This is a genomic window from Desulfothermus naphthae (genome assembly GCF_054657475.1).
Genome location: NZ_BAAHYQ010000001.1, coordinates 1,634,611 through 1,648,602, shown reverse-complemented (window position 1 = coordinate 1,648,602; position 13,992 = coordinate 1,634,611). Strand labels below are relative to the sequence as shown.

Annotated in this window: 16 protein-coding genes; 6 read left to right on the top strand and 10 right to left on the bottom strand. The window is 34.6% G+C overall.

Translation table 11 applies throughout. The features are described from left to right. Positions 1-170: 170 nt before the first annotated feature. The 4 genes from ACYQ1E_RS08000 to ACYQ1E_RS07985 all read right to left on the bottom strand — a co-directional run bounded on the left by ACYQ1E_RS08000 (position 171) and on the right by ACYQ1E_RS07985 (position 5,307). Entirely contained in the window at positions 171-2,684 is a 2,514-nt protein-coding gene (locus ACYQ1E_RS08000) for a pyruvate formate lyase family protein (RefSeq protein ID WP_459877599.1), read from the bottom strand. Between the two features lie 736 nt (positions 2,685-3,420). Beyond that, the gene (tilS, locus tag ACYQ1E_RS07995; RefSeq protein ID WP_459877596.1) at positions 3,421-4,446 is read right to left on the bottom strand and encodes a tRNA lysidine(34) synthetase TilS; all 1,026 of its coding nucleotides are present in this window, start codon (positions 4,444-4,446) and stop codon (positions 3,421-3,423) included. Between the two features lie 6 nt (positions 4,447-4,452). Then, the gene (locus ACYQ1E_RS07990; protein ID WP_459877593.1) at positions 4,453-4,797 is read right to left on the bottom strand and encodes a hypothetical protein; all 345 of its coding nucleotides are present in this window, start codon (positions 4,795-4,797) and stop codon (positions 4,453-4,455) included. A 3-nt stretch (positions 4,798-4,800) separates the two neighbouring features. Further along, the gene (locus tag ACYQ1E_RS07985; RefSeq protein ID WP_459878516.1) at positions 4,801-5,307 is read right to left on the bottom strand and encodes a hypothetical protein; all 507 of its coding nucleotides are present in this window, start codon (positions 5,305-5,307) and stop codon (positions 4,801-4,803) included. Between ACYQ1E_RS07985 and ACYQ1E_RS07980 the strand changes: the two genes are divergently transcribed. Then, a complete protein-coding gene (locus ACYQ1E_RS07980; RefSeq protein ID WP_459877590.1) occupies positions 5,234-5,902 on the top strand; it encodes a septal ring lytic transglycosylase RlpA family protein in 669 nt (222 codons plus the stop codon). The genes ACYQ1E_RS07985 and ACYQ1E_RS07980 overlap by 74 nt on opposite strands. On the opposite strand, the gene ACYQ1E_RS07975 is transcribed toward ACYQ1E_RS07980, so the two are convergent. The 6 genes from ACYQ1E_RS07975 to ACYQ1E_RS07950 all read right to left on the bottom strand — a co-directional run bounded on the left by ACYQ1E_RS07975 (position 5,886) and on the right by ACYQ1E_RS07950 (position 8,355). Further along, positions 5,886-6,182 (bottom strand): integration host factor subunit alpha, encoded by a 297-nt coding sequence (locus ACYQ1E_RS07975; RefSeq protein ID WP_459877587.1) that lies wholly within the window; start codon positions 6,180-6,182, stop codon positions 5,886-5,888. The genes ACYQ1E_RS07980 and ACYQ1E_RS07975 overlap by 17 nt on opposite strands. A 19-nt stretch (positions 6,183-6,201) precedes the next feature. Beyond that, positions 6,202-6,609 (bottom strand): HIT family protein, encoded by a 408-nt coding sequence (locus tag ACYQ1E_RS07970; RefSeq protein WP_459877584.1) that lies wholly within the window; start codon positions 6,607-6,609, stop codon positions 6,202-6,204. A gap of 116 nt (positions 6,610-6,725) precedes the next feature. Then, on the bottom strand, positions 6,726-6,992 hold the full coding sequence (locus tag ACYQ1E_RS07965) for a type II toxin-antitoxin system RelE family toxin (protein WP_459877581.1): 267 nt from the start codon (positions 6,990-6,992) through the stop codon (positions 6,726-6,728). Next, entirely contained in the window at positions 6,992-7,234 is a 243-nt protein-coding gene (locus ACYQ1E_RS07960) for a hypothetical protein (protein ID WP_459877578.1), read from the bottom strand. The genes ACYQ1E_RS07965 and ACYQ1E_RS07960 overlap by 1 nt, the downstream gene beginning before the upstream one ends. Positions 7,235-7,765: 531 nt before the next feature. Next, on the bottom strand, positions 7,766-8,158 hold the full coding sequence (locus ACYQ1E_RS07955) for a type II toxin-antitoxin system death-on-curing family toxin (protein WP_459877576.1): 393 nt from the start codon (positions 8,156-8,158) through the stop codon (positions 7,766-7,768). Beyond that, positions 8,158-8,355, bottom strand: coding sequence for a hypothetical protein (locus ACYQ1E_RS07950; RefSeq protein ID WP_459877573.1), 198 nt, complete (start codon positions 8,353-8,355; stop codon positions 8,158-8,160). The genes ACYQ1E_RS07955 and ACYQ1E_RS07950 overlap by 1 nt, the downstream gene beginning before the upstream one ends. A 736-nt stretch (positions 8,356-9,091) precedes the next feature. Between ACYQ1E_RS07950 and ACYQ1E_RS07945 the strand changes: the two genes are divergently transcribed. Genes ACYQ1E_RS07945 through ACYQ1E_RS07925 form a run of 5 tightly spaced genes read left to right on the top strand, consistent with a single transcriptional unit; the run spans position 9,092 to position 13,718 of the window. Continuing rightward, on the top strand, positions 9,092-10,108 hold the full coding sequence (locus tag ACYQ1E_RS07945; protein WP_459877570.1) for an elongator complex protein 3: 1,017 nt from the start codon (positions 9,092-9,094) through the stop codon (positions 10,106-10,108). Positions 10,109-10,134: 26 nt separating this feature from the next. Continuing rightward, the gene (locus ACYQ1E_RS07940) at positions 10,135-11,049 is read left to right on the top strand and encodes an aspartate carbamoyltransferase catalytic subunit (protein ID WP_459877567.1); all 915 of its coding nucleotides are present in this window, start codon (positions 10,135-10,137) and stop codon (positions 11,047-11,049) included. Positions 11,050-11,067: 18 nt separating this feature from the next. Then, positions 11,068-12,363 (top strand): dihydroorotase, encoded by a 1,296-nt coding sequence (locus tag ACYQ1E_RS07935; RefSeq protein WP_459877564.1) that lies wholly within the window; start codon positions 11,068-11,070, stop codon positions 12,361-12,363. After that, complete coding sequence (locus ACYQ1E_RS07930; protein ID WP_459877561.1) at positions 12,356-13,078, top strand: sigma-54-dependent transcriptional regulator; 723 nt, start codon at positions 12,356-12,358, stop codon at positions 13,076-13,078. The genes ACYQ1E_RS07935 and ACYQ1E_RS07930 overlap by 8 nt, the downstream gene beginning before the upstream one ends. Next, positions 12,984-13,718, top strand: a complete 735-nt coding sequence (locus ACYQ1E_RS07925; protein WP_459877559.1) for an AAA-type ATPase lid domain-containing protein — start codon at positions 12,984-12,986, stop codon at positions 13,716-13,718. Before ACYQ1E_RS07930 ends, ACYQ1E_RS07925 begins: the two co-directional genes overlap by 95 nt. The last annotated feature ends 274 nt before the right edge of the window (positions 13,719-13,992 follow it).

Genomic DNA, 13,992 nt, shown 5'->3' with positions numbered 1-13,992 from the left:
AATTAAAGATATGATTTAAGAAAGAAAAAAGCTCAAAAAATACTAAGGAAACATTGAAAAGAATTGTTTTTATAAATAGATGTTGGAGCTGTTGCCAAGCATGAGATTTCATTAATTGTGTGGCTTTAAAAATATATTACCCCTGTCTAGGAGACAGGGGTAATATATTTTTATTTCCCTAATTCTTGAATGGTTCTTTGAATTATGTTATCCTGTGTTTTACGGCTTATATCCACAAAATGGGCGCTGTAACCAGCAACTCTCACTATGACCTCCTGATATTTTTCAGGATCTTTCTGTGCTGCTCTTAGAGTTGCATCATCCACCATGTTAAATTGAACATGATCTAATCCAAGCTCTGCCCAAGTTTTCATATAAGCCTTCCATAATTGATATCCTTTTTCTCCTGCAAGTTGAGTAGGTGACAAACGTTGATTTAGCAAAAAGGCACGTCCCTGTCCTACGTGGTCTATTTTGGCACAGGATTTAAGCACTGCAGTTGGACCTTTTTTATCCAGACCAGGTCCTGGGGATATTCCACCGTCATAGAGTGCATCTCCAAGTCTACGACCATTGGGAAGGGCTCCTACAATATTTGCATAGTGGATATTACCGCTTACGTTCTCAGGTAATGCTGGCCAGGGATTCCCTGAAGGACACTTTATCTCTTTGGAATGACGGGCCACTTCTTTTAGACAACGTACCATAATTTCATCAACATAGTCATCATCATTGCCCCATTTAGGTGCGTTTTTAACAAAATCAAGACGCATCTCTTCATATCCTTCCCAATTGGCTTCTAGTGCTGTTAAAAGCTCATCCATGGTATATTTCTTCTCTTCAAATACAAGTTTCTTTACCGCTGCAAGGCTATCTATATTCTCTACCCATGTGAAGAAGGTTACCCATGCATTTCCTCTCTCTCCCTCTGGATTTATTATATCAAGACCGGTCTCAACAGACCTTTGTGAAATAGCTGAGAGGAAAGGACGTCCGTAAAATTCAGGATCCTTGACTCTGCCTAGGTTGATCGTGCGTACCAAAATGTTCATCAGCCATTCCATCTGTTTTACCCAGGCCTGAAAAAGTTCTTCAAAATCCTTGAATTTTCTTGCATCTCCTGTCTTAGGCCCCATCTGCATTTTCACTACATTGTCATAACCATTAAAAAGGGCATATTCTATTATTTTAGCTGTATTTGCTGTGGCCGAGGCCATACGAAAAGGTTGAAAACCATGCTTGGTAGTAGGGCATGGAGACATGCAAGCCTGATGTACCCATAGCCTTGCCTCTTCCAAAGGATGTTTATACCAGTGCATGGTATTAGCAATTAAAATGGGATCATTCCGCATTGATGGATAACCCAATCCATGGCGTATACACTCAAAACATTCCCGCATTACTTCATCTTTTACATGGGGGTGCCAGCGAAAACCAAAGGTGGGATTAGAGACTCGCACAAGTCTAGCTGCTTGTAAAAAGGCAATTGTCAAATCATTACATGCATCGCTCCCATCAGGTTTGACTCCTCCCAATGTCCAGACCCATGTACCAGTAATACCCTGTAGTCCTTCTCTTGCCCATCTAGGGGCAAATATCCCAACCTCATAGGTTCTAATCATAAACTCGCCCACAAGATCAAGGGCCTCTTCTTTTGTTAATCTCTTATCAATATTTACGTCTTTGTCATAATAAGGTCCATGATAATAATCAGGACGTGCTGGCCAGGCCCCTTCCCCAGCCTCAAATCTTGATATTACCTGCACAAAGTGGTCAAACTGGAAGGATTCCTGAAGTGTTCTAGGAGGTTTTGCTGGTACACGTTCACAGGTCTCAGCAATGCGTAGAAGTTCTTCTTTCCTTTTTGGATCGGTCTCAAAATTCTCAGCAATGATTCGGGCAAGTCTGGCATAACGATTTGCATAGCGAATAGCTGCTTCCAAAATAATCCTCATGGCCTCCCAATTTTGAATGCGGTCATATAGAGGCAAAATATCTGGACCAGGAGTCCCTGTGATTTTTTCCTCAGCCTCCTCTATCCTTCTATCAATTTCATCTAAAATATCTTCAAAACCCCGTTTGCCCGTCATAAAATATTCATAGTCTTTTCCAGAATACCCGTAAGCTGAAGTAGGTGCTCCCCAACCAATTGCTCCACTTACAAATTTTACAGCATCTTCTGGGTCCAGAATTCTTGCGAGCTTATCCACTGCAGTCTGACCATTCCAATAATCATTGAGTTCTGCAATGATTTTTAGCGACTCTTCTTCTGGTTCAGGTATAATACCTGGTTCATTGTAAACTTCTTCATTTACCATACTGGCCCCTTCGATAAACCACTGCAATGTATGTGGTAAACTTCCAACATAGCCCACTAACTGAGCATAATCTGTAATAAAGATTGTGATATTATCTAAAACATGGGCAAGGGCCTTAGCCTTTCTCAACATGATAGGATCATGCTCGTTTTCTTTCCATGCCTCTGTCAAGAGTATGGGTCTCTCGAGGTCTATCTTTATTCCAGGATTATAGTTCCCTCCAATAGCTCCCTTTTTCCAAACCGCCTTTCTCAGATAGTCTAAACGTTTTGAACGCTTTTTTTCCGCCACAAACCACCATTTTTGCTCTTTTTCGAGCTCCTCAACGCTCTTATCCAGTTCTTGATTTTTTACACTCTTTTCCATCTTTGCCCTCCTTAACTGTTTAAAATTTAACACTATCTTCCATGACCCAATTTTCTGACCTTGATCCTTCTAGCGATTACTTATCACCCTTACCCTTAGCCACAAGGATCTTGGTCACAATTTTAAGGCTTAATTTTATATGCCTGAATGGAGAAATCACCCTCAATATTTGAAATTTTTCATTACGAGTAAAAACTCACATTTATCTTTTTTTGAAATTTGGCCTGTTTATTATTTTATTCTGATATTCCGACCCATGCAACTCACATTTTAACTTTGTATAAATTTTAGTATTTTTTTACTGAACGTACGGTAAAAAAAATCGTCCATATACACATTTTTTAAAGCAATACCTATGCCATATATAATCAATTTGGTAAATATACTTAAGTTGTCTACAATTTAAAAGCTTTTTGTATTTTTGGAGAAAGATTCAGGACATATTTAGAAACGAAATAAACGGAAAACTTGTCTTTTTTGTAAAAAAAACACTGTTTAACTAACCTAAATAAATAACAATTTAAAATTAAGTCAAATTGACCTTTTAAGACAAATCGATCACATTTTTGAAGCTAAAAAGATTATTTACATAAAAAACTTTGTTTTTCTAAACCATCCGCAAAAAAACCCCTTTTTATCCTATCAAGGCCACATCCTTCCCGAGCCATAGGGAATATAATTGATCCTATTAAGTAATTACTCAACAATTTTTATTCACTAATCAATGATTAAAAAATTACTCATTAATCTTAAGAAAGATAACCATGTTTTTTCTTACCTCTACTTTTTTATTACCAGGGAATTGGATTATGCGAGGTCCTTTATAATTTACAATAGATTCATCTAAATTGAGTAAATTTGCAAAAAGAGATGCATTATAACCTAAATGGTTTAATATATCTTTGTACCATCTTAAACGAATTGCCTGTGGAAGCTCAATAAAATCATTTCTTTTTACACAAATTTCTCCATTATTAATTATTTCTTTGTTTCTCAATTTATTTAATTCCTGGTTATAAAAATCATAATCAATTTTAGATAAAGTCCATAAATTTTTCACTGCATTTAAAAAATTTGGATTTTCCTGTAAAAACAAAGGCAGAATTTTGTGTCTGATTCTATTCCTTTTATATGTTAAGTCGTAATTTGACTCATCTTCCATCCATTTTATTGAATAATTTTTGAGTAAACATATAAGTTTTTTTTTAGGGATAAATATCAGGGGTCTGAAGATTTTTTTTTGAAAATTAATTGCATCCATGCCACCCAATGAAGGCCAGCCAACTCCCCTTGTAAGTCTCATTAAAATATCTTCTGCAAGGTCATTTAAGTGATGGGCTGTACAAATAAAATCAGCTCTTGTTTTTTCCCGTACACCATCCAAAAAACGGTATCTAATAATCCTGGCTGCTTCTTCAATTCCAATTTTTTTTAATCTACTGTAAATAGCTATTTTTGATGAACCAGAAATAAAGGGGATTTTATTTTCTTTGCAAAGTTGTTTAACAAATTCCATCTCTCTTTGTGACACATCTCTGAGCCTGTGATCTAGATGAGCAACCACTATTTTATAGCATAATATTTTTTTCAAAATATTCATAATAACAAGCAGGGCAATTGAGTCTGCTCCACCTGATACAGCCAGGACTATTTTTTTGTCTCTTAGAGATAATTTAAGTTCATCTAAAATAAATTTCTTTACCTTTAAAACCAGATGAACATCTTCTGGTTTTAATTCTTTTAAAGACTCAATTAATTTCATGATTGTTTAACTTGTCTTTTTTCCATTAATTGCTGAGAAATAGATCTCATCAACTAAATTTATAGCATAATCTCTTTGTTGTCTGGTAGCAAAAGAAATGCAACTGCATCTTATTTTGTTAGTTGATCTAACCAGCAGTTCTAATTTTATAAATTCTTTTCCCAGTTCTAAAGAAAATATATATGGTCCACAAGTGGCAAAATGTTCTTTTTGTTCAGGTGTTAAAAGTTCCTTTGGTATATCAATCCAAAATATATCTTCTATTGGACTTTTATAGTTTTTTTCTTTTAAATACCTCCTTATTTTCTCTATATCACCTCTTTTTATTTCATCTATTACATAACTTATCACTCTTTATTTCTCCTTTTGATTAACTTTGTGTAAAAAGTGTTTTACTCCCCAAAGCCCAATTAAAATTGCCTCAGCAGCGTCAAAATTTACCAGCTTTGGGGGAGAAAGACCAGATTCAATTATAATATTTCTTGCATAGAGTGCAGCCAATTTTTTGGAGTTTTTAGTTGGCAGATTCCTTGACCCCAGAATATCTTGTCTCCATCTTTCAGGAGACACATCTATAACTGGCACATCTAATTTAATTCCCTTTTTTTTCCAAATCTTTCCAATATCCCTGCTTCCTTCAATTACTATAAGAACTAGCTTCCACTTCTTTGAAATTTTAAAAAGGATATTATTAACACCCTTTTTTAACCTGGTTCTATTGCCAAAATTGTGGGACCAAAACCACAAAAGATTTGCATTTTCTGAAAAAAGGGCTAAACCTGTTTTTATGCCAAGATCAACACTAAGTATTGTCTTTATTCTTTTTGCATTCATCTTGGTTACTATATTAAGTTGTTCCAAACCAGTTACCCACTATCCTACTCCATACAGACACAAGTTACAACAACAATTTCAGAATTATACAGAAAGAGGAATAGCCTCATGGTATGGACCAAATTTTCATGGGAAAAAAACAGCCAGTGGAGAAATTTATAACATGTATGCACTAACTGCTGCGCATAAGATTCTTCCCTTTAACACCAGGGTATTGGTCACAAATTTATCCAACAATAAACAGGTAGTTGTGAGGATAAATGATAGAGGACCATTTGTTAAGAACAGGATAATTGATCTATCCTATCTGGCAGCGAAAAAAATTCAGATGATAGCCACTGGTACTGCTCCAGTTCTTTTAAAGGTAATTAATATTCCTCATTCTCAAAGACAAATCTTTTTTATTCAGGTAGGTTCTTTTACTAGCAAAATAAATGCATACAGGACATATTTTGCCCTTCAAAAGATGGGGTATAAAAAATCCCGTCTTATAAAAATAAAATTACAGGGCCAGATTTTCTGGCGAGTTCAGGCCGGTGAATTCCCATCCTTAAAAAGGGCAAAATATGCCCTCAAAAAATTAGAAAAATATTATCCAAATTCCTTTATTCTTGCTCGTTGAGCTCCGCCCTAAACCTTCTTGAAATCCTAAAAACACATACATTTCTTGGTGGCAGAGTTATTGTTTCATCTGTTTGTGGATTTCTGCCCTTTCTTGCCTTTTTGTAGTAGCTTTCAAACTTGCCAAATCCACTAATTAACAATACTTTATCTTCTTTTATAGCATTCTTCATAATTGAAAGCAGAGATTCTACATAATCCTTTACATCGGACCTATTAAATCCTGTTTTTTCGTATATTTTTTCTACTATTTCCGCTTTTGTGAGAGTCTTATTGGACATAAAAATTTCTCCTTTTTTACTATATATATTCCTTTATTTTTGTGGCTAATGTAACCATATCCTCGTCTGAATCATATTTATTTTGCTTGAGTCTAAACAATCCATCGCCCTCTATCCTTGGAACCAGATGCCAATGTGCATGGGGAACAACCTGACCAGCAGAGGAATAATTATTCATAACTACATTTATCCCAGTAGCACCAGTTGTTTTCATTATGGCTAAACCTAGAATCTTCATTACTTTTAAAAAATGATTACCCAATTCCTCTGGCATATCAAATAGATTTTCATAATGATCTTTGGGAATAACAAGGGTATGACCTTTAGATATAGGAGCAATATCTAAAAAGGCCAAGATATTATCGTCTGAATAAACTTCAGCGCAGGGAATTTCGCCTCTCACTATTTTACAAAATATACATTCCATAGCTTAGTCCTCCATTTTTATATAAAAAATTCATTCAACTTTTTGAAAGCTTCCCTTCCATATTTTTCTTTGAACTCCTTAAATCTTTTTATCTTCCTTCTATCCAACGGTCAAATTCACCCGCCCGATATATTTTTTATCATTCTTTCATACTCTTCGTGTGTGCCAATCCAAACCCAAATATAATTTTCTCTATCTTTTATTGCTAAGGCTCTGTAAAAATTGCTAATTCTAACCGACCAAAATTTTCCAACCTTCTTGAAGTGTAAAGATGGATGATAAGGATTGCTTTTAAGAAGCTCAAATTGCTCTCTTGCTTTTTGTTGAACTTCTTTTGGAAGAGCATCAAAATATTTCCAAAAATGGGTAGTAGCTTTATGCACTAAAATTCCCTTAGCTTCCCTTGCTGTTTTTCTTCTAGAGCTTCTTTTATCAAGAAATCTAATTTACCTTCTTTAGAATCTTTTTCAATTTCTTCATCCCATTGTTGCCAATCTTTCTCTAAAATCCAACTTTTTAACTCAAGAAATTCATTTTTAGACAATTTCTCAATAATTGATTTTATTTCTTCTATTCTTAACATTTCTGACCACCTTTTTGATTTTTTGTAAATTTTTTCAATCATAACCTCCAAACTCAACAGCGGCGTGAAAAGCCATCTGATAGAGCATTTAATTAGGAGATGACAAAAGCTAACTCTTTAATCTTAAAGTAATCTTTACTTTTTCTTTTTTATTTTACTTCCAAACTTTTATCTAAATTTGTGACTAATTCTATGCCATCTCCTGTATTTTTAACCTGAATTCTTGGCTTAAAATTTTCTTTAGGCCCTAATTTATACCCTTCCTTAACAAGTTTTTCTTCATCATCAAATATTATATTTCCTTCCTAACAAATGTGATAGTACGCAACAATATTTTTCACATAACAATTTCCTAGAACAAAAACTTGTAAATTGATCCTATTTAAGCTAAATCAAATATACAACAACTACGTTAGATTATATATAATCAACTAACCTTTAGTTTTCAAGTAACTTTAACTTTATTTTTGGAAAAAATGAGGATTTTGTCCTTTTCACACCCAGAGCCAGAAAAAAAGAAGGGTTGCGGCTAAGTGGCTGGCAAAGAAGCTAAGCGGATTTGCCAGTCCCCCTTTAGTCGCTTGTTATGTGAATTATATGCGATCTGACCCAATTTGTGAATTCTTCAAGTTTAATGCCTCCTCCTGCAAGGTCCATAATAATCTTTTCTTGTTCATCAATTGTTGCCTTTATTTCATAGCCATTTAACACTAGAAAGGTTTCCATAGCTGCGTGACCTACCCGTTTATTACCATCAATGAAAGGATGACTCTTTACAATAAAGAAGCAAAGGGCAGCTGCCTTTGAAATGATGTCAGGATAAAGGTCTATCTCATTAAACGTTACACGTGGTTGATTTATAGCAGATTCAAGGGCTTTAAGATCTCGGATTCCACGAGCTCCACCAAAAGAGGATATTATCGCTTCGTGAAGTTGAAGAATCTCAATAAGAGAAAGATAACGCATTAGGCAAGTCGCTCGTAAAGTACCTTATTTTTTGACAATACTCGCTCCATTGCCGCCCTAAAATCAACATCAGGCTGCCCTATAAGGTCCTCAATTGTTGCCAAAACAAATTGCTCGGGCTTCAAGCCAAGTTTCTTGGCTTTTTCCTTAAGAATTATGGCCTTAGAGTCATCGATTTCCACAGTTATTGTCGCCATAGTGCACTCCTCCAATATTAGAATATGGGCAGAAGCTACCTCCATTTTTTTATAACCTCACTCCACATAACCGTAAAGATATCACAAATTTAAAATGTTGTTTAGTTCCTATAAGTCTCTTAATTTTAAAACATTTCCTAAAACCAAATTAATGAACGTACAAGTCCCTTTATATATCTTCCTTTTTAGACAATTTCTCAATAATTGATTTTATTTCTTCTATTCTTAACATTTCTGACCACCTTTTTGATTTTTTGTAAATTTTTTCAATCATAACCTCCAAACTCAACAGCGGCGTGAAACGCCATCTGATAGACCATTTAATTAGGAGATGACAAAAGCCAGGTCTTTAATCTTAAAGTAATCTTTACTTTTTCTTTTTTATTTTACTTCCACACTTTTATCTAAATTTGTCACTAATTCTATGCCATCTTCTGTATTTTTAACCTGAATTCTTGGCTTAAAATTTTCTCAACAAACTCTTGAATCCCTCTTTAGGCCCCAATTTATACCCTTGCTTAACAAGTTTTTCTTCATCATCAAATATTATTATTCTTTCATAACAAATTTGATAGTACGCAACAACATTTTTTGACATAACAATTTGGAACAAAAACTTGTAAATTGATCCTATTTAAGCTAAATCAAATATACAACAACTACGTTAGATTATATATAATCAACTAACTTTTATTTTTCAAGTAACTTAACTTTATTTTTGGAAAAAATGAGGATTTTGTCCTTTTCACACCCAGAGCCAGAGAAAAAGAATAAGACCATTGTACCTTTTTTCATACCATTTCTGGGTTGCCCTGGAAAATGTATTTATTGTGCACAAAACCTCCAAACAGGATCTAAAACAAAGTCTATTGAAAAAACATTTGAGGACTTTAAAAAACTTCTTGAGACCTTAAAAAATAGGACAAATCCTGTAGAACTGGCATTTTATGGAGGGACTTTTACTGGCCTATCTAAAAAATGGATTGAAAGATTTTTAAACTTAACTTTGCCGCTAAAGAAGCAAGGTATTTTAAGCAGAATTCGTTGCTCAACCAGGCCCGATTATGTGAATCATGAAATCCTAACAACAATTAAAAAATTGGGAATTGATTTAGTAGAGCTTGGCATACAATCATTTGATGATTCTATATTGATGTTATCAGGCAGGGGATATAATCAAGAAACTGCTTTAAAAGCCTGTTATTTAATCAAGGAAACAGGGTTAGATTTGGGAATCCAACTCCTTCCAGGTCTTCCTGGCTTTACAAGCCAGATATGGATGAATGATATTAAGCAGACAATAGAGCTTAAACCTGCCATGGTAAGAATCTATCCCTGTATTGTGCTAAAAGGGACAGTGCTTGAAAAAAAATTTTTAAAAAAAGATTATGAACCACTAGACTTACACCGTTCTATTAAGTTAATAGCAAGGGGAGTTGTGCGACTCTGGAGAAACAACATTCCAGTTATAAGAATCGGTCTTCACAATGAATTTAGCCTTGAAAAAAATGTGGTTGCAGGTCCATGGTCTCCTGCATATGGTAGTATGGTGCGCTCATTCATCCTGTATAAAATCATTTTTACTTATTTTATCTTGACCAACAGGTCTATAAAAAAATTATACATTCCAAAGAAATATCAGGGCGAGCTTTTTGGATATAAAAAAATGTACAAAGATAAATATAAAAAAATGGGTTTGAATCCAGAAAATATTATACTTCAAGACACAACCAGTTTTAAAATTGAATATTAATAATTTAAAAAATCGGAGGAAATTTCGTGGAGTGGCAACATAAACACCTGCTTGATGTAGATGAACTTACACTAGATGAAATATACTACATATTTGAACTTGCCCAAAAATTTGAAGAAATAAATTTAAGGCAAATAAAAAAAATACCTACCTTAAAGGGAAAAAGTGTAATTTTATATTTTTCAGAGCCATCCACCAGGACAAAAACATCTTTTGATATAGCAGCAAAAAGACTTTCTGCAGATGTCTTTTCCCTCCAGAGTAAAGGATCAAGTGAAGAAAAGGGAGAAAGTTTAAAAGACACTGTGCTTACACTTCAGGCAATGCATCCAGACCTCATAGTTATAAGACACAAACAAAGTGGTGCTGCAAAATTTGTTTCAGAAAAAGTGGATTGTTCTGTAGTGAATGCTGGTGATGGCTCCCATGCACACCCAACACAGGCATTGTTAGATGGTTACACCTTGTATAAGGAGTGGAAAAATTTTAAAGACAAAACTGTTCTCATACTAGGAGACATAGCCCACAGCAGAGTGGCAAGATCAGATATAAAACTATACCATAAACTTGGCATAAAAGTAAGGGTTTGTGGTCCAAAAACCCTATTGCCAAAAAATATCTCAAACTGGAATGTAGAGGTCTTCTACAACCTAAATGAAGCCGTAAAGGGAATAGATGCAGTAGAATGTCTAAGGCTACAACTGGAAAGACAAGAAGCAGGACTCCTACCCTCTTTAAGGGAATATTCAATACATTATGGACTTTCAAAACAACACCTCAAGTTGGCAAAAGAGGATGTAAAAGTCATGCATCCAGGACCTATGAACAGGGGTGTTGAAATATCTTCAGATATTGCTGATTCAAAAAATAGTCTTATTTTAGATCAGGTATCTGCTGGAGTTGCAATAAGGATGGCCTTACTTTATCTTTTTCTCACTTAAAAATAATAGGGCACTATTATGAAACAAAGAGAATTTATAATTACAGGTACAAAGATAAACAATGAAGAAAAAAATATATACATAAAAGAGGGAAAAATTGTTGACATCCTGCCAAAAAACCAAATCCCCGATTCAGTATTAAAGATAGAAAAAAAAGGAATTGTCTTACCAGCTTTAATTGATATTCACACACATTTAAGAGATCCAGGACAGGAATACAAAGAAGATATAATTTCTGGTCTTAAGGCAGCTTTAGCAGGTGGGTTTTCCCATATATTTACAATGGCAAATACTGACCCTGTAAACGACACAGCTCCTGTAACCAGATATATTATAGAAAAAGCAAAAAAACATTTTCCAAATGGTCCACACATCTATCCAGTAGCTGCGCTTACCAAGGGACTTCAAGGCAAAGAACTGGCTCCTTTATACGAACTTAAAGAGGCTGGATGTATTGCTGCATCTAACGATGGTATGCCTGTTAAAAATAATGAGATCTTTAGACGGGCAGTAGAATATGCTTCAAACGCCAATCTGTTGGTACTTGACCACTGTGAAGACCCAGACCTTGCTAAAGATACGTGCATAAATGAAGGGGAAATTGGCGATAGATTAGGACTCAAAGGGCAACCTACAATAGCTGAAGCCATTCAAGTGGCAAGGGATATACTTATATCAAGTTATTTAGATATACCAATCCACCTATGCCATATAAGTTGTGAACAGTCTGTAGAGCTCATATATTGGGCAAAACAAAAAGGAATCAAGATTACAGCAGAAACATGTCCACACTATCTTGTATGGGATGAATCAATATTAGAAGATTATAATACCAATGCCAAGGTGAACCCTCCACTCAGGACTAAGAATGATGTAGAGGCAATAAGACAGGCAGTTAGAGAAAAAATAATTGATGTCATTGCCACAGACCATGCCCCGCACGCGCAATTTGAAAAACAAGTCCCTTTTGCCTTGGCACCAAATGGGATTAGTGGGCTGGATACTGCCCTTTGTCTATTATTTGAACTTGTTTCAACTAATGTATTATCCATTGAAGACATTATAAGGTGCATGCACAAAAGACCAATTGAAATCTTTTCCTTAGATATACATGGAATTAGAAAAGACCATCCTGCAAATTTTATCATATTTGATACTCACGTTGAGTGGAGAGTTGATGATAATACAATGATTTCAAAGGGAAAAAACACTCCTTGTTTTGGACAAAAACTAAAAGGCAAGGTTACAGCAAACTTTTGCAAGGGCCATCTTATTTATGAATTTAATGACATGAGGCCAATTTTTTATGACTAAGATATTAATTGTAGATGATGACCCAAGCATTTTAGATGTTCTAGAAATTGCCTTAGAAAATCAAGGATTTAAGATTTTTACTACCAAAACAATCAAACAAGCTAAGGAGATTTTGTTCTCAAATATAATGGATTTGGTTATTTTGGATATTAAACTTGGCAATGAAAATGGATTGGATCTATTAAAGTTTATCTCAAAGGAATTTCCCTCTTTACCAGTTTTAATGATAACTGCATTTGCCGATCCAAAAACTGCAGTACAGGCAATGAAATTTGGTGCAAAGGACTATATTCCCAAACCCTTTGACATTGAAGAATTCCTGCTGGTTGTAAAAAAGACCATTGAAAAATCAAGATTAGAAGAAGAAAATCTGTGGTTAAAGGATCAACTCCAGAAAAAATATGGAAAGATTATTGGAAATAGTCCCAAGATGCAGGAGATCTTTTATTTAATAAATAAAATTGCTCCCACAAATATAAATGTCTTGATAACCGGGGAATCTGGGACTGGAAAAGAATTAATTGCCCGGGCAATCCATGAAAATAGTCCTAGAAAAAAATATCCATTTGTTGCAATTAACTGTGGCGGTGTTCCTGATGAGCTGGTAGAAAGTGAACTTTTTGGATATAGAAAAGGGGCATTTACTGGTGCTGTGCAATCCAAAAAAGGACTATTACAAAAGGCAGACAAAGGCACCTTTTTATTTATTAGATGAAGTGGGTGAGATCTCACAAAATATACAAATTAAGCTCCTTAGATGTATTCAAGATGGCACCTTTATCCCTCTAGGAGGGCTGGATGAAATCAAAGTAGATGTGAGGTTTATCGGAGCCACTAACAAAGACATAGAACAAGAGGTTGCCAATGGTACTTTTAGAGAAGACCTTTTTTACAGATTAAGTGGAATGATACTACGTGTACCACCTTTAAGAGAAAGAGAGCAAGATATACTCCTTTTAGCTGAATATTTTTTAAAAAAATTTTCTACAGAACAAAATAAACCCATTAAGGGGTTTTCAAAAAAGGCACAAAAAAAACTTATGACATATGATTATCCTGGGAATGTAAGGGAATTAGAAAATTTGATTGAAAGGGCAGTAGCCCTTGAAACAGGCAAATATATCACACCATCATCTATAATAATATACGAAAAATCAGTAAGTTCTAAAGAACAAGACATAGATAGAATTTTTAGAGGCGAAATAACCTTAGATGAATTTTTAGAAGAAATTGACAAAAAAATAATCCTTAAGACCTTGCAAAAGACCCATGGAAACAAAAAAGAGACTGCCAAAATCCTTGGATTAAATCCCCGACAGCTCAGATATAGGTTGGAAAAATATAAGATTCAATAAAGGTCGCTCATATTTTGAACTGACTCCCCATAAATTTGTCACTTTTTTGGAAACATATTGTAACACCTTCCATGATATTACTTCTTTCAGCCAGGAAAAAGATAGAGTTGAGATATCCCTTTTTGGAAGTAATCATTTTCCCGAGCAATGGGCCAAGCAGCTTTACCGGAAAGTGCCAATGTATCTTCGAATAAAAACCATCAAATATGACCACAATTAGACTAAGGATGGGGAAATATAACTTATTGTAAACCTATAACAAAAGGAGGTTTTT